Here is a 21,505-nt window from a genome sequence, read left to right as displayed (position 1 = left end):
GAGTCACATCTACCTTTATTTTTTACCATTCTTCGTTTTGAAGTAGTTGTAATGCTAACTTTAAATCTACGTCTTCTTGTATATGTTCCGGAGTCCACGAGATATGTATATGTGGTTGAATACCAATTCCGGACATTCCTTCGCCTTTATCTATAATTGAAAGTCGTGAAGTAGGGTAGTAAAGAGCGAATGTATCAGCCCATTCCATTACTGCTAAATTAGAATAATCATTTAAACCAGCAGTAGGACGACCTATTACTTTTACTTTCAATGATTTTTTTGCAACTTCTACAAAAGAATCACCGGAACTTCCGCATGTAACATCTGTTAATATAACTACTCTATTAGGTGATTTTCTTCCGTTTATTTTTAATGATTGAAGTTCTTTTGGTAACTCAGAAGTATCAAATGTAACGAATCCTTTTTTATAATTCTTTTTTAAATCTTGAATAAACATATTAGTGAATAATTTGGAAAGTTCGTCTAAAGAATCATAATCTTCCATTTCGATGTCTTTTATACGTAAATGAAAGTTTCGTTCTGTATGATTTAATTGCATTATATCTGAAGGATCCAAAAGAGAAATTTCTTTGTCTTCAAATAAGTAAGGAAGTAGGTTGAAAAATGCGTCATCACTTCCGCCACGATTCAGTCGCACATCTATAATTAAGTTCGGAAAAGAATTAAGTTCATCTTTGTGTGAGTCTAATAGTTTATTAATAGCTTCAGTATTTGCAAAATCCGTCAAAGTAATTAAGAGTGTATCTTTATTATACTGTTTCAATGAATAAATAGGCGTGTATTCGTTTTGTTTATACTTTTGCAAAGTAATGGTTTCGGTTACTCCATTTTCATCTATGATTGTACAATTTGATGATTTTAATAAAACATAATCCCATTTTTCACGTTCATATGTATGCTCATTTAAATACTTCTTATATTTTATTAATAGCTCAGGAACTTTCATATTATCTAATGCTAGAATAGACTGTCCCTTTTTCACTCTTATTTCCTGTGAAGTGGATGTAATATATAGGCGGTCTTCGTATCTTTTTACTTGAAAGCCAACACTGTTAAGGGGTTGATTGTTAGAGATCATTTTGAAAAACATATGATTATCTTTAAAGTCTAATAAGTAATCACGTACAATTTCAGTAAATTGTACTGGTGTTAGTTCTCCTTGTTTCTCTAGTTTCTCGATTGTCTGTAAATAAGTAGTAGGATCGTCCCATCCTTTTTTATCTATACAAGCTGAATAATCGTGATGAGTAATCGAAACAATTTCTTTAAAAATTTCTATGTACACAGCTTTTCCTCCTGATAATTTAATTAGTTGAATAATAGAATTCTGTGCCCGTTACGTATTATCCTTTTTTTGATGAGGGATTTAAATGGAAATAGAGGGAAGTGTTATCATCCCTCTATTTAAAATTTATTTAATTTTCTTAAATGCAAGCGGCTGAGTACTTAGCATGGCTGGTACATGTAACTGAAGGGATGGGAATTCACCGTTCACATTCATTTCATATGCAAATAATAGATTCATTTTCATTTGGAATAAGTCAACTTTTGCAGAGAAGATGTCGTAATGATGATGCCCTAATTGAACATCCATCTCCATAAATTGTACATATAACGAATCATCTTGTTTGTATACTTGTAATGTTCCGTATGCAGAATGTTCAAAAGTACCAGTGTAGTCATCTAACTTGTGAGAAGGGGTAGTCCCTTTTATTTGTTCAGGAAGGGATTCAGTTGTTTCTTTCATCATTTCCTTCATTTTTTCAGTATCTTCTACTGCACGTTTATGCCAATCGATGGATTCTAATTCAAGTAGTTCATCATAAATTTGATTAGCGAGATAAGTAGGCAGTAATGTGCCTCCAGCATTCGTTAAAATGACAAGGCCTATGTTTTCTGTTGGTGTGAATGAAACAAGTGCTGAAAATCCATCAATATTACCGCCATGATGAATTACCTTATTACCACGATAAGCGCTAATAAACCAACCAAGACCGTAACTATTTAATGGAGATTCAGGAAGTGATAAAATTGGTTGATCTGGAATGAAATTATGTGGTGTATACATTTGTTGTAATAGTTCAGAGGAGATTAATTCATGATCTCCAAATTTCCCTTTGTTTAAGTGAAGCAGGACCCAATTTGCCATATCTTCAATTGTAGAATTAATACACCCAGCAGCGCCGACTGTATCGATGTTATGGAATGGAACTTCTTTTATTTCACCGTCATTTTCAACGTAAGGTAAAGCATAATCATCTGTAGTTTGTGAATCTGTAACAGAGAAGTTTGTATGTCTCATATTTAAAGGTTCTAAAATATGTTCTGTAGCGTATTGCTCCCACGTTTGATTCGTAATGTTTTCTACAATATAACTAATTGTCGCATACATTAAGTTGTTATACAGAAATGATGTGCGGAACGGTGCATCAAGCGGTAAATGTTTTATTTTTTCGACAAGATCTTCTCGAGATAAGGAAGAGCTATACCAAAGAGCCTCATGACGGCTTACACCAGTTCGATGAGAAGCTAAATCTCGTCCAGTAACTTGTGAGCTAGCAAGTAGTTCAGATAAAGAGAAGTTAGGTATATAAGACTGGACAGGAGTATCCCAATTAAACTTTTTTTGCTGTGCTAATAAACTTAATGAAAGTGTGCCAAAAGCTTTCGTTGAGGAACCGATTGCGAACCGAGTACTCGGTGAAACAGGCTCTTTTGTCTCTAAATTACGATAGCCGAAACCTTCTGAAATAATAACTTCACCGTCTTTTATAATAGCTACAGCAACTCCAGGAACATTTAAATCCTTCATCATTTTTTCAACTGTCGTTTGTAAAGTAGTCATTACAGGAGTTTCAATTTTAGACATACTTCTAACCTCCAAATATAAATTTTTCCCTACCGCCCTATACTTTCGGTAATAGAAAATGAAAACCTTTTTAATTATGGAAAGTTAATAATTTTGTAAGAATTACTGAAATAAATTTTATTAATCAAGATTATTAAATTTGCTGTTTTTCATGTTATGATAAATTCCATATAAGATTGAAAGAAGGTTTTTCTATATATGAAACATGCTGAAAATGAATACTTAAATTTATGCCGTCATGTAATGGAGCACGGTACGAAGAAAGAAGATCGTACAGGGACAGGCACTGTATCTGTATTTGGTTATCAAATGCGTTTTGATCTAAGTAAAGGTTTTCCTTTATTAACGACAAAGAGAGTGCCGTTTCGCCTTGTAGCAAGTGAATTGCTTTGGTTTATGAAAGGTGATACAAATATTCGCTATTTATTGCAGCATAATAATAACATTTGGAATGAATGGGCATTTAAGAGCTGGGTAGAAAGCGACGAGTATACTGGTCCTGACATGACTGATTTCGGTCTTCGCTCACAACAAGATGAGGAATTTAAAGTGCAGTACGATGAGCAAATGGAATTGTTTAAAAAGAACGTTCTAGAAAATGATGATTTCTCAAATAAATATGGTTATTTAGGTGACGTATACGGAAAGCAGTGGCGTGCTTGGAAAACGACAGCTGGTGAGACGCTTGATCAATTAAAAGATGTAATTGAAATGATTAAAAAAACGCCAGACTCACGTCGCCTAATTGTTTCCGCTTGGAATCCTGAAGATGTACCAAGTATGGCATTACCGCCTTGTCATACGCTATTCCAATTTTATGTAGCGGATGGCAAACTTTCTTGTCAGCTATATCAAAGAAGTGGTGACATATTCCTTGGAATTCCATTTAACATTGCAAGTTATTCATTACTAACACATTTAATTGCACATGAATGTGGTCTTGAAGTGGGTGAATTTGTTCATACAATTGGAGATGCACACATTTATACAAATCATTTTGAGCAAGTAGAAAAGCAATTGGCACGTGAAACACGTCCATTCCCGAAACTTACATTAAATCCAGATGTGAAATCTGTGTTCGATTTTGAAATGGAAGACTTAACAATTGAAGGATATGATCCACACCCAGCAATTAAAGCACCGGTTGCAGTGTAATTGTAGAGGAGATGAAAAGATGATAGTTTCATTTATGGTCGCAATGGACGAGAATAGAGTAATTGGTAAAGATAATAATTTACCTTGGCGTTTACCGAGTGAATTACAGTATGTAAAAAAAACAACGATGGGTCATCCGCTTATTATGGGCAGAAAGAACTATGAAGCGATTGGTAGACCACTGCCTGGAAGACGTAATATTATTGTAACTCGTAATGAAGGATATCATGTGGAAGGCTGTGAAGTAGCACATTCTGTAGAAGAAGTGTTTGAGCTATGCAAAAATGAAGAGGAAATTTTTATTTTTGGCGGGGCGCAAATTTATGATCTCTTTTTACCTTACGTAGACAAGTTATATATAACAAAAATCCATCATGCATTTGAAGGAGATACATTCTTCCCAGAAATCGATATGACAAATTGGAAAGAAGTTTTTGTAGAAAAAGGTTTAACAGATGAAAAAAATCCTTATACGTACTATTACCATGTATATGAGAAGCAGCAATAATAATAAAGGTTGATGTGAAAATTCACATCAATCTTTTTATTTGTATTCATCAATATGAGTTTATAGATGACATTCGATAGTGCTATAATAAAAGATAGCATGTAAAAATGCTAAAATTTTCTAAAGTATTTGTGTAGAAAAAGGAGGAGAATCGATTGAGAAAGATATGGGGGATTCTTTTTCTTTGCTTAACATTCATGTTAGTTGGATGTGGTAAAGAAGAAAAACCACAAGAAGCATTTGATACATATGCAAAAGCATGGAATAAACAAAAATTTGCAGAAATGTATGATCAATTATCAGAAAAGGCAAAAAAAGATATTTCAAAGAAAGAGTTCACTGAGAAATATGAAAAAATTTATTCTGGCATTGAAGTGAAAGATTTAAAAGTAGAAACAGGGGAAGTAAAAGAAGATAAAAAAGATGAAGGTCCTGTCCCTTTTAAAGTAAGCATGGATACAGTGGGTGGTAAAATCACTTTTGGCCATGAAGCAAAAATGGTGAAAGAAAAAGATGGAGATAAAGAATCTTGGAAAGTAGATTGGACTCCTGATTTCATATTCCCAGGCATGATGAAAGATAGTAAAGTGCGCATGCAAACGACGCAACCAAAACGAGGAGAAATATATGACCGTAACGGTAAATATCTTGCGGTAAATGGTAAAGCCTCTGAAATCGGAATGATTCCTGAACAGCTAGGGGATGCTGCTCCGCAAACGAAAGAAACGGTAGCGAAGTTGTTAAATATGTCTGTAGAAGAAATTGATCAAAAACTAGCAGCTAAATGGGTAAAACCAAATTACCTAGTACCAATGGGAATATTGCCTGAAGGAGCAACACAAAATACGTACATAGATTTACCGGGTGTTGCAACAAAACCAGTAAATGTTCGTTCATATCCGTTAGGAGAAGCAGCAGCACATCTTACTGGTTATATTGGAAAAGTGAATGCTGAAGATTTAAAAACGCTACAAAAGAAAGGCTATCAAGCGGATGATTCAGTAGGTAAAGCTGGTTTAGAGCAAGTACTGGAAGAGAAGCTACGCGGTAAAAAAGGTGGTCGTGTCTTTGTAGAAGATGCAAAAGGAAAAGAAATTAAAAATTTAGCCAAAACAGATGCTGTTGATGGAGAAAATGTAACTTTAACAATTGATAGCGCTGTTCAAGCCGAAATTTATAATGAAATGAAAAATGAGGTAGGATCAAGTGCAGCAATTAATCCAAAGACTGGAGAAACACTTGCACTTGTGAGCACGCCAGCGTATAATCCAAATACGATCGCAAGAGGGGCATCAAAAGCGCAACGCGATGCGGTAAATAATGATCCGAAGAAACCGATGACCAATCGATTTACACAATTATCAGTTCCGGGTTCTGTATTTAAGCCTATTACAGCTGCAATCGGTCTTGAAACGAAAACAATTGATCCAAAAGAAGAGTTGAAAATTGAAGGATTGAAATGGACAAAAGATTCTTCTTGGGGTAATTATTATGTAACGCGTGTAAAAGATGCAAATCCGGTTGATTTTGATAAGGCGATGAAATACTCGGATAATATTTATTTCGCACAAGAAGCTTTGAAAATCGGAAAAGATAAATTTATGAGTGAAGCGAAAAAATTCGGATTCGATGAGAAATTACCAATTGAATATGGATTCCCAGCTTCTAAAATCGCCAATGATGGTATTAAAAATGATATTCAAATGGCAGACACAGGTTATGGACAAGGGCAAGTATTAATGACGCCACTCCATCTAGCATTAACGTACGCACCAATTGTTAATGACGGAAACATACCTTCTCCATATATTATTAAAACAGATAAGCAACCAAAAGTTTGGAAAGAGAATGTCATTTCAAAAGGCAACCAGGATATATTAAAAACTGCTATGACGAAAGTAATTAATGATCCAGATGGTACAGGGAAAATTGCTAAAATTGATGGCATGACTCTTGCTGGGAAAACAGGTACAGCGGAATTAAAAGTATCAAAAGAGGCTGAAGGAAAAGAACTAGGTTGGTTCGCTGCATTTGATTTAAATTCACCAGATATGGTCATTACAATGATGATTGAAGATGTAAAAGGTAGAGGTGGAAGTAATATTCCAGCTGAAAAAGTGAAACATGTTTTTCAAAAATAATATGTAATAAAAGGCTATCTCTATAATTTGTAGAGGTAGCCTTTTTGTATGAAAAAACTCTTAATATCTATATAATTAATTTTAAAGAAACAAAATAAATCATTAACTTACGAAAAAAAAGTAGCTATTTTTTATTGACATTAATTAAAACTTTTTGTATTATACTTACATAAGGTAAGTTATTAACTTTTAAAAAATAAATCTTGAATTAAAGGTAAAGAGAGAAAAGGGAGAGAATACAATGACAAAAGTACTATTTATCACAGCAAATCCAAATTCAGCAGAAGGTTCTTTCGGAATGGCAGTAGGAGAAGCTTTCATCGAAGCTTATAAAAACGAGCATCCACAAGACGAAGTTGTAACAGTTGATTTATTCAATACTACTGTACCAGCAATTGATGCAGATGTATTTGCTGCTTGGGGTAAATTTGCAGCAGGTGAAGGATTTGAAACTTTAACTGAAGCTCAACAACAAAAAGTTGCAGCAATGAACACAAACTTAGAAACATTTATGCATGCAGATCGTTATGTATTCGTAACTCCAATGTGGAACTTTAGCTATCCACCAGTAGTAAAAGCATACTTAGATAACTTAGCAATCGCGGGTAAAACATTCAAATATACTGAAAATGGTCCAGTTGGCTTATTAGAAGGTAAAAAAGCACTTCACATTCAAGCTACAGGTGGCGTTTATTCTGAAGGAGCATATGCAGCTGTAGACTTCGGTCGCAATCACTTAAAAACAGTATTAGGATTCATCGGTGTAAACGATACTGAATATATTGCAGTTGAAGGTATGAATGCAAATCCTGAAAAAGCACCAGAAATTAAAGAAGCAGCAATTGCTAATGCTCGTGAATTAGCAAAACGTTTCTAATATAGAATACTTAAAAATGTCCAAACACTTGCTGTTTGGACATTTTTTCTTCTTTTTCCTTCGTTTGTCTAGTATAATGAAGGTCGGAATGATAATAGGTGGGGGTTCTGTATGATTCAAACGTTTTTTAAAATCTTTTATTTAATTTTAATCGTAATAGCGATTACACCGAGAATGTGGCGTCTTAAAAGACAAGTAAATACGATGTCGCCACAAGAAAAAGATAATGCTGTGTACAAAACGACAAATTGGTTTGGTAAGAAAATGGTACGTGTAGCTGGTGGGGCAGTAGAAGTTAAAGGGCTTGAAAATGTCCCGAAAGACAAGCCGGTACTAGTTGTAAGTAATCATCAGAGTAATATGGATATCCCTATTTTACTAGGTTACTTAAATAAACCAATTGGATTCGTTTCAAAAGCAGAGATTAAAAAGTTTCCAGTTGTACCAACTTGGATGGAACTTATGAATTGTGTATTTATGGATCGTAGCGATCGTCGTCAATCACTTCAAGCAATTAAAGATGGAATTGAGCTATTAAAGAATGGACATTCTATCGTAATTTTCCCAGAAGGGACAAGAAGTAAGGGTGGCGAAATTGGAGAGTTTAAAGCGGGAAGTTTTCACCTTGCAGTAAAATCTGGTGTAGCAATTTTACCTGTAACACTAGATGGGACATATAAAATGTTTGAAGCGAATGGAAACCGTATGAAACCAGCTCATGCAACAGTAACAATTTCTAAGCCGATTACACCTAAAGAGTATGCGAATATGGATATTAAAGAGTTAACGAAGCATACACAGGAAGTTATCGCATCACAATTACATAAGTAATAAAAAAGGTTTCAGCTTGATATAAGCTGAAACCTTTTTTATTATGCTGTAGGTAAGACGTAAAAGAGTACGCAGAAGAACATCATCGCACTACCACCTAAGACGAAGAGATGCCAAATGGCATGATTGAAAGGCAACTTTTCCCAAAGGAAGAATATAGCCCCTACAGAATATAAAATTCCGCCCGCTAAAAGTAGTGAAAAACCATGTCCAGTTAGATTTTCATAAAGTGGTTTAATGGCAACGATTATAAGCCATCCCATAATGATATAGCATAACGTTGATGCCTTAATAAAGCGACGTACAAAGAAGATTTTGAAGACGATACCCCCGATTGCTAGTGTCCATATAATAGCGAGTAACGTCCAGCCTAATGTTCCGCGAAGTGTAATAAGTAAAAAAGGAGTATATGTGCCAGCGATTAATAAATAAATGGCTGAGTGATCTAGTATAGTAAATAATTTTTCTACTTTTGGATGGTGAATGCTATGTAGCAATGTTGAAAACAAGTACAGTAAGAACATGCTTACACCATAAACCGTAAATGCAACTACAGCAGATGCGGTACCATGCTTAGAGGCGTGAATAATCAATATAATTAAGGCAGGGATGCTTAAAATGGCACCGATACCATGTGTAATTGCATTTGCAATTTCTTCTTTAACAAACTGCGTCATTCGTGTCATTTTTTCAGTCATAATGCAAATCCTTTCTACTATCATAAAATAATATGTCGTTTCCCTTACCATATCATACACAAGGGCAATAGAAAATGAAATTTGTATAATTGATTATATTTTTGAATTTTTTTGATAAAAGGCAATGGATTTGTTGACGTTTTCAAACTTTTTTGACAAAATAAAATTATGTAATAGTAGGACAAGGAATCTACTAATAAAGGGGATGGAGAAATGTTTTCAAATATTGGCTTTCCAGGGTTAATTTTAATTTTAGTAGCTGTACTCATTTTATTTGGGCCTAAAAAATTGCCGGAGATCGGAAAGGCTTTAGGGGAAACGTTAAAAGAGTTTAAAAAATCAACGAAAGAATTGACAGATGACGCATTTCAAGAGAAGGAAAAGAAGGAGAAAATGTAATGGATTTTCCTTGTAATGGATAAATAAAGTGTGGTGAACGAGATGGAAGATCAAGAAATGAGCGTAGTAGAACACATTGTTGAGCTTCGTAAACGAGTAATATATACAGTCTTATCATTTGTACTATTTTTAATTATTGGATTTACTTTTACGAAGGATATATATTTTTGGCTCGTAAAAGATTTGCCGATGAAGTTAACAGTTCTGGGACCGAGTGATGTATTGTGGATTTTTTTCTCGATTGCTACAGTATTTGCTATCGTTTGTACAATTCCTTTTGCTGCTATACAAATTTGGTTATTTGTAAAACCGGGTTTACATCCAAATGAACAAAAGATGACATTGATGTATATACCAGTATTGTCCATATTATTTATTGCTGGTTTATGTTTTGGATATTTCGTTGTAATGCCGTTTTTATTTCATTTTTTAACTACGATAGGTAACGAAATGTTTAATACGATGTTTACGACAGAAAAGTATTTTCATTTTGTTCTTAATTTAACAGTTCCATTTGCTGTAATTTTTGAATTACCTGTAGTTGTAATGTTTTTAACAAGTATTGGATTGTTGACGGCGGAATTTCTCATAAAAATAAGAAGGTATGCATACGTAGCATTGATTATCATTGCATCGTGTATATCACCTCCTGATTTTTTATCACACAGTTTAGTAGCTGTCCCACTTATTTGTATTTATGAAATTAGTATCGCTCTATCAAAGATTGTTACTAAGCGCAAAAAGAAAAGAGAAGAAATTCAGTCGAAAAGTGCCTCGTTATAAAGGCACTTTTTTTATTTATTTGTTATACTCTAGCTATAAACGTATACAATATATAGAAGAAAAAAATTATAGAATCTCCAAAATTTAGACAAACTTTGCGCTTTTATAAGTTTATACTGAATGTATTAAGTAATTTACGGATAACGAGATTCCTGTCTTAACGGATATTTAGGATGGGGGATGGATTAGGTGGAGATGAATAGAGGATAAATCTTCAAACTATAAGGATTAAAGGGACTGTCTAAGGATACTGTTGTATTCATAGGGGTCTCCACTTTAAACACGTGTTACAGCGTAAAGTAGAGAAAGTTCAAAATCCAATGAAAAAGAGGATTGATATTGTGATTACGAAAAGTTTTTATTTCACTCATTCAACAGGGGATTGTATTAAAATATTTGAAATCCCTGTCCTACAGGCGCAGCATCCATTATCGTTTCTAATTCAGTCTCGTCTTCAATTATTTATTGCAAAAATTCAAAAACAAAAACACCCAAGATTTTCGTATTCTTTCCGTGAATATTTACAAAATTGTTTGAAGTGGAATGATTATTTAAATGTATATAAAACAAATACTCTTGAAAAAAATGCATGATATAGAGTAGAGACAGGGTTAGAAACTCTGTCTTTTTCGATTTAGATATAAAAATATAATTAATTTGATGAAATTTCGTTCCAAATTGTTGAAAGCAATGGGAATACTAGTATAATAACAGGGAGAGCGTATTGGAAAGGGAAGAATATAATATGCAAAAAATTAAAATTGTAACAGATTCAACGGCAGATTTATCACAAGAGGTAATTGATAAGTATGACATTCATGTTCTACCATTATCAATCTCTGTAAATGGACAAACATATTTAGATCGCGTAGATCTACAACCGGATGAATTTATTGAAGAAATGCTTAAATCAGAGGAACTACCAAAAACATCACAACCAGCAATGGGTACATTTGTAGAAATGTATGACAAGCTAGGTGAAGATGGAAGTGAAGTACTTTCCATTCATATGACAAGTGGAATGAGTGGTACTGTGGCAACTGCAAATAGTGCTGCATCAATGACTGATACAAAAGTAACAGTTGTTGATTCGCAATTTATTACACATGCTTTAGCATATCAAGTAATTGAAGCTGCGAAAATGGCAAATGAAGGACGCTCACTAGAAGAAATTTTAAAACGTGTAGATGAAGTGAGAAAGAATACTCGTTTATATGTAGTAGTAAATACATTGGAGAACTTAGTGAAGGGTGGGCGTATCGGTAAAGGAAAAGCATTTATCGGTTCACTGCTTAATATAAAGCCAATTGCTAGCCTTGAAGATGGTGTTTATAACCCTGTAACGAAAGTGCGTAGCCAAGGCCAAATTGTAAAAACGTTAGCTAAGTTATTTGAGGAAGATACAGCTGGAAAAGTTGTAAAAGCTGTAGCAATTCCACATGCGAAAGCAATTCCTTTAGCTGAAAGTGTAAAAGAGGCGGTTGAAAAAGTGAGTGGGTTTGCTCAATCAGAAATTTTCTATACAACGCCTATTATTAGTACTCATACAGGTCCGGGTGCAATCGGATTTATGTATTTAGCAGAGTAATAAAAAAGCTACTTGAAAATATATTTCAAGTAGCTTTTTTATGTAAATAGAAAGTAAGAAATAAGTAGGGCTATACAGGCACTACCGCTAATGATATAGCGCGTCTGTAAATATCCATTCATAGAAAGCACCCTTTATAATTTTCTATATTATATGTTAGTTATAGAAAATAAGTAGCTCAGTTATACATGTAACGTTTCAATTTTTTCATTCACTTGCTTATCATTTGTTACGCTATTATAAGTGAAAGTTTGACCTAAGAAGAGTACATGCAGTTGTTCCCACGGTAACATACGCAAATTCCAATTATTTCGAAGTCTAGTTATTGCTTCGCGGGGTGTTTCATCGGCGAGTGCAAAAGCTCCGTAATGCATTGGAATAAAATGCGTAGCGTTTAAATCTAAATAAGCTTGCACTGCCTCTTCAGGTGAAACATGAGATACTTTCATAAACCATTCTGGTTCATAAGCACCAATTGGCATAAGAGCAATATCAATGGAAAAGCGTTTACCAATTTCTTTGAAACCTTGGAAATAGCCACTGTCTCCACAAAAATAAATGGTTTCCTCCATATTGTCATTCTTAATAATCCAGCCACCCCAGTGAGAAGTATTCATATCAAATAATGATCTTCTCGTCCAGTGTTGAGCAGGGACGAAGTGAAAGGAAACGTCATCAATAGTCGTACTTTCCCACCATTTATACTCTTCTACATTGTTGAATTTTTTACGAGTAAATAATTTTTTTAGCCCAATGGGTACTAAGTATAATACGTCATCGTTAAGTTGGCGAAGTGTTGAAAAATCTAAATGATCATAATGACCATGTGAAAGAAGGACAATATCAATTTTAGGTAGTTCTTTTATAGAAAGTCCAGGTTCTGTAAGTCTTGGAACTAGCTTTAATTTATTGGCCCATACTGGATCCGTTAATATATTAAGTCCATTCGTTTGGATAAGGAAAGTGGAATGCCCAATCCATGTGACAGTCGTCTTTTCAACATTACTTTGCAAAAATGCACTTTGTTTAACGGGTGATTGTTCTACTAAGAAAGAAAAATCTGTTTTGTTTTGCTTTCGTTCTTTACGCCAGCGTAAAAAAGAGCGAATTGATTTTTTTGTGCTAACATTATCCATATTTTCATAGCGCTTTGCCATGAACATCACCTCATTTAAAATCGTTGTAATTGTATTGTACCGAAATGTTGTTAAGGAATACAGTGTATAACATGGATGAATGTTTAAGTAATTGTAAAAAAATAGGGGTAGGTATTTACAAAAGCACCAATAAAATTAGTTTTGCAACTTCTATTTAGAGAAATATTAGTGGGAAAATGTATTTTGTCTAGTAATTCGCTTGAAATAAAGAAGTAACATACGTAAATTCGTACGATTTCGTGAACAAATGTAGTAAACAATTTTCTCGTAGTGTTAACTTTTGTTATGATAAACATAACCTATTTAAATTTAGGATAGAGAAAAGAGGTTTATATAATGAAGCGTTATCAAAAAGTAATTGGTCTTATGGTTGTATTTTGTCTCTTTGTACTTGCTGGATGTAGTGGATCAGGTTCAAAGCTTCGTAAACCATTGAATTGGGATTTAGAAACTTTCCAATTTACAAATCAAGATGGAAAGCCATTTGGCACAAAAGATTTAAAAGGGAAAGTTTGGGTTGCAGATTTTATGTTCACAAACTGTCAAACAGTTTGTCCGCCAATGACTGCTAATATGGCAAAACTGCAAAAGATGGCAAAAGAAGAGAAATTAGACGTTCAGTTTGTTTCTTTTAGTGTAGATCCAGACCTTGATAAGCCGGAGAATTTGAAGGCTTTCATTCAAAAGTTTACAGAGGATACTAGTAACTGGAATTTATTAACGGGCTATTCGTTAGAAGATATTACAAAGTTTTCAAAAGATAATTTCCAATCACTTGTAGATAAGCCGGAGAACGGTCAAGTTATGCATGGTACATCATTTTATTTAATTGATCAAAACGGAAAAGTAATGAAAAAGTATAGTGGCATTAGTAATACGCCGTACGAAGACATTATACGTGATATGAAGCGATTAGTGGATTAAAAATAAGGGTGCAAAGCACCCTTATTTTTTTACCTTAGTCTATGGATAAAATGTCATGTTGCTGTGGAAGTTTTGGTGCTCGAATTTCTAATACGCCATTTTGATACGAAGCTTTCGCTGCTTTTTTATTAATGGAGTACGGTAATTTAATCAATCTTGATGCTTCTGAAATGGAGCGTTCCCGGCGATAATAGTTATGAGATGTTTCTTCTTCAGCTTCTTCTAGTATCTCTTCTTTTACAGAGACTTTTAAGTATTCACTTTGTATTTCAATTTGAATTTGTTCTTTTTGTATACCTGGTAGTTCAGCTGTAACAACGAGTTCTTCACCAACTTCATATAAATCTACAGGGAATGTTAATAAACGGTTTCCTTTTTGGAAAAAATGATTTAAATCAGCGATTACATTACGAAGTGGTGTTTGCTCGAAGAAATCATCAATTTGCTTTAAATAATTGCGAACCGGTGGGCGAGAAGAGTCTTTTTTTTCTTCACTCATGGTATTCCCTCCTAGAAATCAATTTGCAATATCATATGACAAAAGCGGAGAAAGGTGAGTGCCTAGTTTTCATGTTTTCATAAAAAATTGTTAAAAATGTGAAATGGAGTGATTTTTTTATAGTTTTTGGTCGCCATATTCAGTTGATTATGCTAGTATAAATAGGGTTGATATAGTAGTATAGAGACAGAATGAAAACTGAAAGAGGGTAAGAAGTATGTGTGGTTTTGTAGGATGTTTATGTGAAAACCCTAGAGAGTTTTCAGAAGCAGAAAAACATCAATTTGAAAATATGAACACGATGATTTTCCACCGCGGTCCAGATGACGAAGGATATTTTCGTGATGAACATGTACAATTTGGCTTCCGCCGTTTAAGTATCATTGACTTAGAGGCAGGACATCAGCCGCTAACTTATGAAAATGATCGATATGTAATTATTTTTAATGGTGAAATTTACAACTATGTAGAATTACGTGAAATGTTACTTGAAAAAGGTGCAACGTTTGCAACGCAATCTGATACAGAAGTTATCATTGCATTGTATGCACATATGAAAGAAAAATGTGTAGACTATCTTCGTGGTATGTTTGCATTTATGATTTGGGATCGTGAAGAGAAGAAACTTTTCGGTGCACGTGATCACTTCGGTATTAAACCTTTATACATCGCACAACAGGGTGATACTACATTCTTCGCATCTGAGAAGAAAAGTATTATGCATGTGATGGAAGATAAAGGCGTTAATCCAACGTCACTGCAACATTACTTTACGTACCAATATGGTCCAGAGCCAGAAACATTAACAATTGATGTTAACAAAATCGAGCCTGGTCATTATTTCGTAAAAGAAATCGGTAAAGAGATGGAAATCCATCGCTACTGGAAACCTTATTTCAATGCTTCAAGTGCAACGAAAGAGGAGCATATCCAAGCGATTCGTGATGTGCTATATGATTCTGTAAAAGTGCATATGCGTAGTGATGTACCAGTAGGTTCATTCTTATCTGGTGGTATCGATTCATCTATTATCGCTTCTATTGCAAGAGAAATGAATCCGAACCTATTGACATTCTCTGTTGGTTTTGAGCAACGTGGTTTCAGTGAAGTTGATGTTGCGAAAGAAACTGCTGAGAAATTAGGCGTTAAAAACCATAACGTATTCATTTCAGCGAAAGAGTTTATGGATGAGTTCCCAAAAATCATTTGGCATATGGATGATCCTTTAGCAGATCCAGCAGCTGTACCATTGTACTTCGTTGCAAAAGAAGCACGTAAGCATGTAACAGTTGTTCTTTCGGGTGAAGGTGCAGACGAGCTATTTGGTGGATATAACATTTATCGTGAGCCAAACTCACTAAAAATGTTCTCTTACATTCCTAGCCCAGGAAAGAGCGTCCTAAAAGCATTAAGTGGTGCTCTGAAAGAAGGCTTTAAAGGAAAGAGCTTCCTAGAGCGTGGATGTACGCCAATTGAAGAGCGTTACTATGGAAACGCGAAAATCTTCCGTGAAGAAGAGAAAGCGGAATTAATGAAGTATTACAATGAAAGTGTTAACTATATGGATATCACGAAACCATTGTATAACGAAATTAAAGATTATGATGATGTAAGCAAAATGCAGTACATTGACATGTTCACATGGTTACGCGGTGACATTTTATTAAAAGCTGATAAAATGACAATGGCAAACTCATTAGAACTTCGTGTACCGTTCTTAGATAAAGAAGTATTCGATGTTGCATCTAAAATTCCAACTGAATTAAAGATTGCTAACGGAACTACGAAAGCTATTTTACGTGAAGCAGCACGCGGAATCGTTCCAGATCACGTATTAGATCGTAAGAAACTTGGATTCCCAGTACCAATTCGTCACTGGTTAAAAGACGAAATGCATGATTGGGCTATCAATATTATAAACGAGAGTAAAACAGAGCATTTAATCGACAAACAGTATGTATTAAACTTACTGGAAGCACATTGTGCAGATAAAGGCGATTATAGCCGTAAAATTTGGACTGTACTTGCGTTTATGGTATGGCACCAAATTTATGTTGAGCATAAATACGATACGAATAAGTTCCACGAAGAAACGAAACGTGCGTATAGCTTAGTTTAATTAGAAAAACCTTAAGATCGCATATGGTCTTAAGGTTTTTTTCATAAATAGGACGCATTATTGATACAATAATAGTAAAAGGATGGACAACATATGATTACGTTTGAGAAAGTTACTGTAGAAAATGAAAGCGTTGTTAAAGAAATGTTTCGCTCACATAGTTTAAGTGAGAAAGAAGTACAGTATTGTGTGAAAGTCGATGATACATATATTGGTGTAATAGATTATCGTGTTCAAGAGGAGAGTGCGATTTTATCTCAGCTAATTATTCACTTTGATTATCAAAGTTACGGTTATGGAACAAATACGTATTTTACATTTGAAACGATGATGAAAGAAAGAAATGTGAAAGAGATAAAGGTATTACAAACGGAATTAACGGAACAAGCAAAATCTTTCATTGAGAGCTTTGGTTTTAATGAGGAAGATGGAATATATGTGAAGAAAATATAACGATGAGTACTTATGCGGGATAAATATAAGGCAGGTGGATGTATGACGATGACTTCTGGTCTTGTATTAATTGGAGGGTGTTTTTTAGTAGCAGAGCTAAGCCATATGTTTATTCGAAAAAGAATGAATAAGAAGAGAAATCCATATGAATTACAATATGCGCCTGTGTTTTTCCTTTTATTTTGTATGCTTATTACATTACAAAACATAACGAACTTTCCGCCGCTTTTAAATATTTTTTTAAAGTTCGGTTTGCTGTATAGTACCACTGGAATAGCACTTTTATTTCTTTTATTTTGCATGCGTTATATTCACTATCAATCGTATATATTTATTTTAAATTGGTTAAAGCAAAATGATAGAAACCGCCTTACATAAGGCGGTTTTTTTATTTGTAATTGTAATGGCTTTGTATATAAAGCTCAAAATTTCATTAAAATTTATAAAAATGATTAGAGGATATAACATATTATCTGTTTTTAGTATGTGGTACTATGTATTCTTAATCTGTAACGTAAGTGGGTGTATAAATTTGAAATGTTAATCAACTAGTTTATATTAAGTGCTGACAAATAGTAGAAGGATTTTTTTTGGAGGTATCGTTTTTTATGTATAATATTGATATGTTGTTTCTTGAATGGATGACCAGTCTGGAAGGAAGTGTACTTACAACATTTTTTAAACTTATATCCAGTATTGCAAATGAAACGTTGTATTTAGTTGTAATTTCGATTTTATATTGGTGCGTTTCTAAAAGAAAAGCATTTCATATGATTGTTATGCTTTGTTTCTCTGGATATATAGGGATAGTGGCAAAAGAATTTATGAAAATCCCAAGACCGTATACATATGACGGAATTCAAGCTTTATATGAAAAATCAGTCGCAAGTTATTCTTTTCCAAGTATGCACGTCCAGTTAGCGACAACATTTTGGGGCTCATTCATGATTTTATGTAAAAAGAGAATCATTTGGATCATTGGAATTATTTTTATTATATTTATTGCTACTTCTCGTCTATATTTACGTGTACATTGGCTCAGTGATATAATAGGTGCCGTTTTAATTAGTGTCATAGTTGTTTATTTATATACGAAAGTAACAGTGGAATTAAGTGATAGGAAATTTATATTGTTACAACGAATTGTATTGGTAGTTTCAATCATTATGTATTTTTTGACGGACCAAATAGATAATTTTAAATTGCTAGGAGTTTTGACAGGTTCTACAATTGGTATCATGCTAGAAAATCATTTTATTAAAATGAATGAAACTAATAATTTAAAAATACAAGTGTCAAAAACAGTATTGGGTCTTAGTATCTTGTTAGTGGTACAGCTCCTATTAAAAAAAGTAATACCTGATATGTATTATTTACGTTATGTATTGACTGGAATGACAATTACTTTCTTATGTCCACTTATTTTTCACATGTTACGGTTAAATAATATGAGCAGTAAATAAGTACAAAATATTTTGAATAAAAATGAGGTTTAAATTATATATATTGAAAAAGTTTTCTGATATATCTATTGACAATGTATGAGATATACATTACTCTTTAAAAAGTAAATGATAATCAATTTCAACTAGGAGGACTTATGATACGCACTAAAAATATGCTTATATTTTGTATTATGCTACTAACAATCATAATCGCAGGGTGTAGTAAAGAAGAAAAGAAAGAAAATGATACATCAGCTAAAGCAAAAGATTCATATACGATAAAACATGCAATGGGCGAAACGACAGTAAATGGTACGCCAAAAAGAGTTGTTGTTTTAACAAATGAAGGCGCTGAGGCACTTTTAACTGTTGGAGTAACGCCAGTTGGAACGACAAAACCAAGAGCTGGTGATGAATGGTATCCTCATGTAGCGAAAGAGCTAAAAAATACGAAAGTAGTAGGAACTGAGCGTGACATTAATTTAGAAGCAGTAATGAAGCTTCAGCCGGATTTAATTATCGGAAATAAAATGCGTCACGAAAAAATATACGAGCAGTTAAAAGAAATCGCGCCAACAGTATATGCTGAAACATTACGCGGTGATTGGAAAGAAAACTTTACACTTTATACAAAAGCTGTAAATAAAGAAAAAGAAGGACAAAATGCTCTTAATGATTATAAAAAGCGTATTGCAGGAATAAGAGAACAATTAGGCGATAAAATTAATTCTAAAGTTTCAATTATTCGCTTCGTCCCTGGTGATGTTCGTATATATCAAAAAAATTCATTCTCAGGCGTTGTATTAAATGATATTGGATTTAAACGACCACCACTACAAGATAAAGATGAATTTGCAATTAAAGGAATTACAAAAGAGCAAATTCCAAATATGGACGGGGACTATTTATTCTATTTCACATCGGATAAAGATGCGGATAAAAATAATGAAGGAAACACGTTAGCGAAAGAATGGACAGAAGATCCACTATTTAAGCAGTTACAGGCTTCTAAAGATAATAAAGTATTCCAAGTAGATGAAGTGATTTGGAATACAGCAGGTGGTATTGTAGCTGCAAACCTTATGTTAGATGATATTGAAAAATATTTTCTGAAGTAAATGAATAATCGAGTGCATCACTTTAAATGGGTGATGCACTTTTTTATTGGTTAAAATACAGAAAATTCCTTCTTTTAATTATGGATAAGTTGTACAATTAAACCAATCATGGAATAAAGGAGTGGGAATAAATGAAAGCTACTCATAAAGATTGGATTTTGTTTAACGGGAGAATTGTAAATACGAAGGAAGAACAACCGATGATTCCATTAGAGGAGAGAGGCTTTCAATTTGGTGACGGTATATACGAGGTATTTAGACTATATGATGGGAAACCACATCTATTAGATTTACATTTGGAACGATTCTTTAATTCTATGGAAGAAATAAAATTAATTCCACCGTTTACGAAGGAAGAGTTGGTGGAAGAGTTACATCAAATGATTGAAAAAAATCAATTTCAAGAAGATGGGAATGTATATTTGCAAATATCAAGAGGGGCTCAACCACGTAATCATGTATATGAGTCAGACTTACAACCGACATATTTTGCAAATCTTGTTTCGTTTCCAAGACCAGTTGCTTCAATGGAAGCAGGAATCAAGGTAACAGTAGAAGAAGATATAAGATGGAAGTTTTGCCATATAAAATCATTAAATCTTCTTCCTAATATCATGATTAAAAATAAAATAAATGAACAAGGCTATCAAGAAGCGATATTAGTACGAGATGGCATTGTTACTGAAGGGTGTCATTCGAATTTCTTTATTGTGAAAAATAATAAATTGATTACACACCCAGCTGACAATTTCATTCTACACGGCATTACACGTCACTACGTTATTACATTAGCGAATGAGTTACATATTGATGTAGAAGAACGAGAATTTTCACTACAAGAAGTATATGAGGCTGATGAGTGCTTCTTTACAGCGACACCACTTGAAATATTCCCAGTCGTTCAAATTGGTGACGAGCAGTTTGGAAACGGCGAGAGAGGACCGATTACAAAGAAACTCCAAGTGGCATATGAAGAAAGTATTAGATTGTTTAAAGTTATGAACTAATATTGAAGAAAAAAGCTGGTATTCCTCCAGCTTTTTTTCATGATATAATTCAAGCATAGGACAAGATTTGAAAACGCTGTAAAAAGGGGATTTAATGTATGAATTATGAAGATTTTAAAGAAGTAATTCACGGTAGACGAAGTGTTAGAAAGTTCACAGAACAAGAAGTATCCACTAGTGATATAAAAGAAATTATTGATTGTGCTCGTTATGCACCGAGTGATACGAACTCACAAACTTGGGAATTCTTGGTCATTATGAACCGAGAAAAAATTAAAGAAATTGAACAAATGACATGGGATGCATTACATAAACTTGCGGCAAAAGCGGCAGAAAACGGAGAAGAGAAAGCAGGGAAATTACTTACACGTTCTTTCGGACCATATGCAACAGCTTTCTCGGAGGCACCAGTATTAATTGTATGTTTGGCAACGCCATATGAATCAAAGTTTCGTGAAAAAATATTTGATCCAATTGCTTTTGTTCCAGATTCAGTTTGGGAAGAAGAAGGAATTAAGAGTAGCTGTTTAGCGGCACAAAACTTAATGTTGGCTGCACATGCGAAGGGGCTTGGTACTTGCCCAATGACAGGACCTGTATTGTTAGCTCAAGGTGAACTACGACAATATTTACAAATTGAGCCTGAAAAACAAATAAATATGGTTATTTCACTCGGTTTTCCGAAAGATAAGCCGAAGAAACTTCCAAGAAAAGAAGTAGATGAGATTACAACATTTGTTTTTTAATTGCTGTATGGAAAAGACATTGAACTAACAATGTCTTTTTATTTTTGAGGGTATGTAATTCATATGTTGGGCTAAAATGATAGATAAGAGGGAATTACTATTTATTTCATAAAAAAAATTAATGTTCTATTAAGGAAAGTATGATACATTAATCGTGAGCAAGATTC

Annotated in this window: 22 protein-coding genes; 17 read left to right on the top strand and 5 right to left on the bottom strand. The window is 33.8% G+C overall.

Annotation, left to right across the window (positions count from 1 at the left end; genetic code table 11):
- Positions 1-22: 22 nt before the first annotated feature.
- Positions 23-1,306: a S41 family peptidase gene (locus ACYVEC_RS17410; RefSeq protein ID WP_063223304.1), complete on the bottom strand. Its 1,284-nt coding sequence runs from the start codon at positions 1,304-1,306 to the stop codon at positions 23-25.
- A gap of 126 nt (positions 1,307-1,432) precedes the next feature.
- The gene (locus tag ACYVEC_RS17405; protein ID WP_063223305.1) at positions 1,433-2,890 is read right to left on the bottom strand and encodes a serine hydrolase; all 1,458 of its coding nucleotides are present in this window, start codon (positions 2,888-2,890) and stop codon (positions 1,433-1,435) included.
- Between the two features lie 198 nt (positions 2,891-3,088).
- Between ACYVEC_RS17405 and ACYVEC_RS17400 the strand changes: the two genes are divergently transcribed.
- From ACYVEC_RS17400 to ACYVEC_RS17380, 5 genes are all read left to right on the top strand, one after another.
- The gene (locus ACYVEC_RS17400) at positions 3,089-4,045 is read left to right on the top strand and encodes a thymidylate synthase (RefSeq protein WP_063223306.1); all 957 of its coding nucleotides are present in this window, start codon (positions 3,089-3,091) and stop codon (positions 4,043-4,045) included.
- A gap of 19 nt (positions 4,046-4,064) precedes the next feature.
- Complete coding sequence (locus tag ACYVEC_RS17395; protein WP_060630671.1) at positions 4,065-4,553, top strand: dihydrofolate reductase; 489 nt, start codon at positions 4,065-4,067, stop codon at positions 4,551-4,553.
- Positions 4,554-4,708: 155 nt separating this feature from the next.
- Entirely contained in the window at positions 4,709-6,694 is a 1,986-nt protein-coding gene (gene pbpC, locus ACYVEC_RS17390; protein WP_063223307.1) for a penicillin-binding protein 3, read from the top strand.
- Positions 6,695-6,935: 241 nt separating this feature from the next.
- On the top strand, positions 6,936-7,571 hold the full coding sequence (locus ACYVEC_RS17385; protein WP_063223308.1) for an FMN-dependent NADH-azoreductase: 636 nt from the start codon (positions 6,936-6,938) through the stop codon (positions 7,569-7,571).
- A 111-nt stretch (positions 7,572-7,682) separates the two neighbouring features.
- Positions 7,683-8,402, top strand: a complete 720-nt coding sequence (locus tag ACYVEC_RS17380; RefSeq protein ID WP_063223309.1) for a lysophospholipid acyltransferase family protein — start codon at positions 7,683-7,685, stop codon at positions 8,400-8,402.
- Positions 8,403-8,443: 41 nt separating this feature from the next.
- Here the strand turns inward: ACYVEC_RS17380 and trhA are convergent, their stop codons facing one another.
- Complete coding sequence (trhA, locus tag ACYVEC_RS17375) at positions 8,444-9,100, bottom strand: PAQR family membrane homeostasis protein TrhA (protein ID WP_063223310.1); 657 nt, start codon at positions 9,098-9,100, stop codon at positions 8,444-8,446.
- Between the two features lie 213 nt (positions 9,101-9,313).
- Here trhA and ACYVEC_RS17370 point away from each other — a divergent pair, with 213 nt between their 5' ends.
- From ACYVEC_RS17370 to ACYVEC_RS17355, 4 genes are all read left to right on the top strand, one after another.
- On the top strand, positions 9,314-9,499 hold the full coding sequence (locus ACYVEC_RS17370; RefSeq protein ID WP_000492443.1) for a twin-arginine translocase TatA/TatE family subunit: 186 nt from the start codon (positions 9,314-9,316) through the stop codon (positions 9,497-9,499).
- Positions 9,500-9,541: 42 nt separating this feature from the next.
- The gene (gene tatC, locus ACYVEC_RS17365; protein WP_063223311.1) at positions 9,542-10,282 is read left to right on the top strand and encodes a twin-arginine translocase subunit TatC; all 741 of its coding nucleotides are present in this window, start codon (positions 9,542-9,544) and stop codon (positions 10,280-10,282) included.
- Positions 10,283-10,623: 341 nt separating this feature from the next.
- Positions 10,624-10,875, top strand: a complete 252-nt coding sequence (locus tag ACYVEC_RS17360) for a DUF2535 family protein (RefSeq protein WP_000629012.1) — start codon at positions 10,624-10,626, stop codon at positions 10,873-10,875.
- Between the two features lie 152 nt (positions 10,876-11,027).
- Positions 11,028-11,870, top strand: a complete 843-nt coding sequence (locus ACYVEC_RS17355; protein ID WP_063223332.1) for a DegV family protein — start codon at positions 11,028-11,030, stop codon at positions 11,868-11,870.
- A 182-nt stretch (positions 11,871-12,052) separates the two neighbouring features.
- On the opposite strand, the gene ACYVEC_RS17350 is transcribed toward ACYVEC_RS17355, so the two are convergent.
- Entirely contained in the window at positions 12,053-13,027 is a 975-nt protein-coding gene (locus tag ACYVEC_RS17350; RefSeq protein WP_199677605.1) for an MBL fold metallo-hydrolase, read from the bottom strand.
- Between the two features lie 336 nt (positions 13,028-13,363).
- Here ACYVEC_RS17350 and ACYVEC_RS17345 point away from each other — a divergent pair, with 336 nt between their 5' ends.
- Positions 13,364-13,951: an SCO family protein gene (locus ACYVEC_RS17345; RefSeq protein WP_063223313.1), complete on the top strand. Its 588-nt coding sequence runs from the start codon at positions 13,364-13,366 to the stop codon at positions 13,949-13,951.
- A 34-nt stretch (positions 13,952-13,985) separates the two neighbouring features.
- Here ACYVEC_RS17345 and ACYVEC_RS17340 read toward each other — a convergent pair whose 3' ends face one another.
- Positions 13,986-14,450, bottom strand: coding sequence for an Hsp20/alpha crystallin family protein (locus ACYVEC_RS17340; RefSeq protein WP_001288083.1), 465 nt, complete (start codon positions 14,448-14,450; stop codon positions 13,986-13,988).
- A gap of 217 nt (positions 14,451-14,667) precedes the next feature.
- Here ACYVEC_RS17340 and asnB point away from each other — a divergent pair, with 217 nt between their 5' ends.
- The 7 genes from asnB to ACYVEC_RS17305 all read left to right on the top strand — a co-directional run bounded on the left by asnB (position 14,668) and on the right by ACYVEC_RS17305 (position 21,338).
- Positions 14,668-16,569, top strand: coding sequence for an asparagine synthase (glutamine-hydrolyzing) (gene asnB, locus ACYVEC_RS17335; RefSeq protein ID WP_063223314.1), 1,902 nt, complete (start codon positions 14,668-14,670; stop codon positions 16,567-16,569).
- Positions 16,570-16,662: 93 nt separating this feature from the next.
- Positions 16,663-17,022, top strand: coding sequence for a GNAT family N-acetyltransferase (locus tag ACYVEC_RS17330; RefSeq protein ID WP_063223315.1), 360 nt, complete (start codon positions 16,663-16,665; stop codon positions 17,020-17,022).
- 48 nt (positions 17,023-17,070) lie between these two features.
- The gene (locus ACYVEC_RS17325; protein ID WP_063223316.1) at positions 17,071-17,400 is read left to right on the top strand and encodes a hypothetical protein; all 330 of its coding nucleotides are present in this window, start codon (positions 17,071-17,073) and stop codon (positions 17,398-17,400) included.
- 230 nt (positions 17,401-17,630) lie between these two features.
- The gene (locus ACYVEC_RS17320) at positions 17,631-18,485 is read left to right on the top strand and encodes a phosphatase PAP2 family protein (RefSeq protein WP_063223317.1); all 855 of its coding nucleotides are present in this window, start codon (positions 17,631-17,633) and stop codon (positions 18,483-18,485) included.
- Between the two features lie 137 nt (positions 18,486-18,622).
- Entirely contained in the window at positions 18,623-19,585 is a 963-nt protein-coding gene (locus tag ACYVEC_RS17315; protein WP_063223318.1) for an ABC transporter substrate-binding protein, read from the top strand.
- A gap of 131 nt (positions 19,586-19,716) precedes the next feature.
- Positions 19,717-20,592 (top strand): D-amino-acid transaminase, encoded by an 876-nt coding sequence (dat, locus tag ACYVEC_RS17310; protein WP_063223319.1) that lies wholly within the window; start codon positions 19,717-19,719, stop codon positions 20,590-20,592.
- A 98-nt stretch (positions 20,593-20,690) separates the two neighbouring features.
- The gene (locus ACYVEC_RS17305) at positions 20,691-21,338 is read left to right on the top strand and encodes a nitroreductase family protein (RefSeq protein ID WP_063223320.1); all 648 of its coding nucleotides are present in this window, start codon (positions 20,691-20,693) and stop codon (positions 21,336-21,338) included.
- Positions 21,339-21,505: the final 167 nt, after the last annotated feature.

The organism is Bacillus sp. MN7755, assembly GCF_054771475.1.
The sequence above is the reverse complement of the archived record's forward strand: the minus strand, read 5'-3'. Positions and strand labels throughout refer to the sequence as shown.

What these genes read in the sequence shown, in the direction of transcription:
- ACYVEC_RS17340 (WP_001288083.1), bottom strand. Translation starts at nt 14,450, where the DNA reads ATGAGTGAAGAAAAAAAAGACTCTTCTCGCCCACCGGTTCGCAATTAT.
- ACYVEC_RS17355 (WP_063223332.1), top strand. Translation starts at nt 11,028, where the DNA reads ATGCAAAAAATTAAAATTGTAACAGATTCAACGGCAGATTTATCACAA.
- tatC (WP_063223311.1), top strand. Translation starts at nt 9,542, where the DNA reads ATGGAAGATCAAGAAATGAGCGTAGTAGAACACATTGTTGAGCTTCGT.
- ACYVEC_RS17315 (WP_063223318.1), top strand. Translation starts at nt 18,623, where the DNA reads ATGATACGCACTAAAAATATGCTTATATTTTGTATTATGCTACTAACA.
- ACYVEC_RS17350 (WP_199677605.1), bottom strand. Translation starts at nt 13,027, where the DNA reads ATGGCAAAGCGCTATGAAAATATGGATAATGTTAGCACAAAAAAATCA.
- dat (WP_063223319.1), top strand. Translation starts at nt 19,717, where the DNA reads ATGAAAGCTACTCATAAAGATTGGATTTTGTTTAACGGGAGAATTGTA.
- ACYVEC_RS17395 (WP_060630671.1), top strand. Translation starts at nt 4,065, where the DNA reads ATGATAGTTTCATTTATGGTCGCAATGGACGAGAATAGAGTAATTGGT.
- trhA (WP_063223310.1), bottom strand. Translation starts at nt 9,100, where the DNA reads ATGACTGAAAAAATGACACGAATGACGCAGTTTGTTAAAGAAGAAATT.
- ACYVEC_RS17345 (WP_063223313.1), top strand. Translation starts at nt 13,364, where the DNA reads ATGAAGCGTTATCAAAAAGTAATTGGTCTTATGGTTGTATTTTGTCTC.
- ACYVEC_RS17400 (WP_063223306.1), top strand. Translation starts at nt 3,089, where the DNA reads ATGAAACATGCTGAAAATGAATACTTAAATTTATGCCGTCATGTAATG.
- ACYVEC_RS17305 (WP_063223320.1), top strand. Translation starts at nt 20,691, where the DNA reads ATGAATTATGAAGATTTTAAAGAAGTAATTCACGGTAGACGAAGTGTT.
- ACYVEC_RS17380 (WP_063223309.1), top strand. Translation starts at nt 7,683, where the DNA reads ATGATTCAAACGTTTTTTAAAATCTTTTATTTAATTTTAATCGTAATA.
- ACYVEC_RS17330 (WP_063223315.1), top strand. Translation starts at nt 16,663, where the DNA reads ATGATTACGTTTGAGAAAGTTACTGTAGAAAATGAAAGCGTTGTTAAA.
- ACYVEC_RS17385 (WP_063223308.1), top strand. Translation starts at nt 6,936, where the DNA reads ATGACAAAAGTACTATTTATCACAGCAAATCCAAATTCAGCAGAAGGT.
- asnB (WP_063223314.1), top strand. Translation starts at nt 14,668, where the DNA reads ATGTGTGGTTTTGTAGGATGTTTATGTGAAAACCCTAGAGAGTTTTCA.
- ACYVEC_RS17405 (WP_063223305.1), bottom strand. Translation starts at nt 2,890, where the DNA reads ATGTCTAAAATTGAAACTCCTGTAATGACTACTTTACAAACGACAGTT.
- ACYVEC_RS17370 (WP_000492443.1), top strand. Translation starts at nt 9,314, where the DNA reads ATGTTTTCAAATATTGGCTTTCCAGGGTTAATTTTAATTTTAGTAGCT.
- ACYVEC_RS17320 (WP_063223317.1), top strand. Translation starts at nt 17,631, where the DNA reads ATGTATAATATTGATATGTTGTTTCTTGAATGGATGACCAGTCTGGAA.
- ACYVEC_RS17325 (WP_063223316.1), top strand. Translation starts at nt 17,071, where the DNA reads ATGACTTCTGGTCTTGTATTAATTGGAGGGTGTTTTTTAGTAGCAGAG.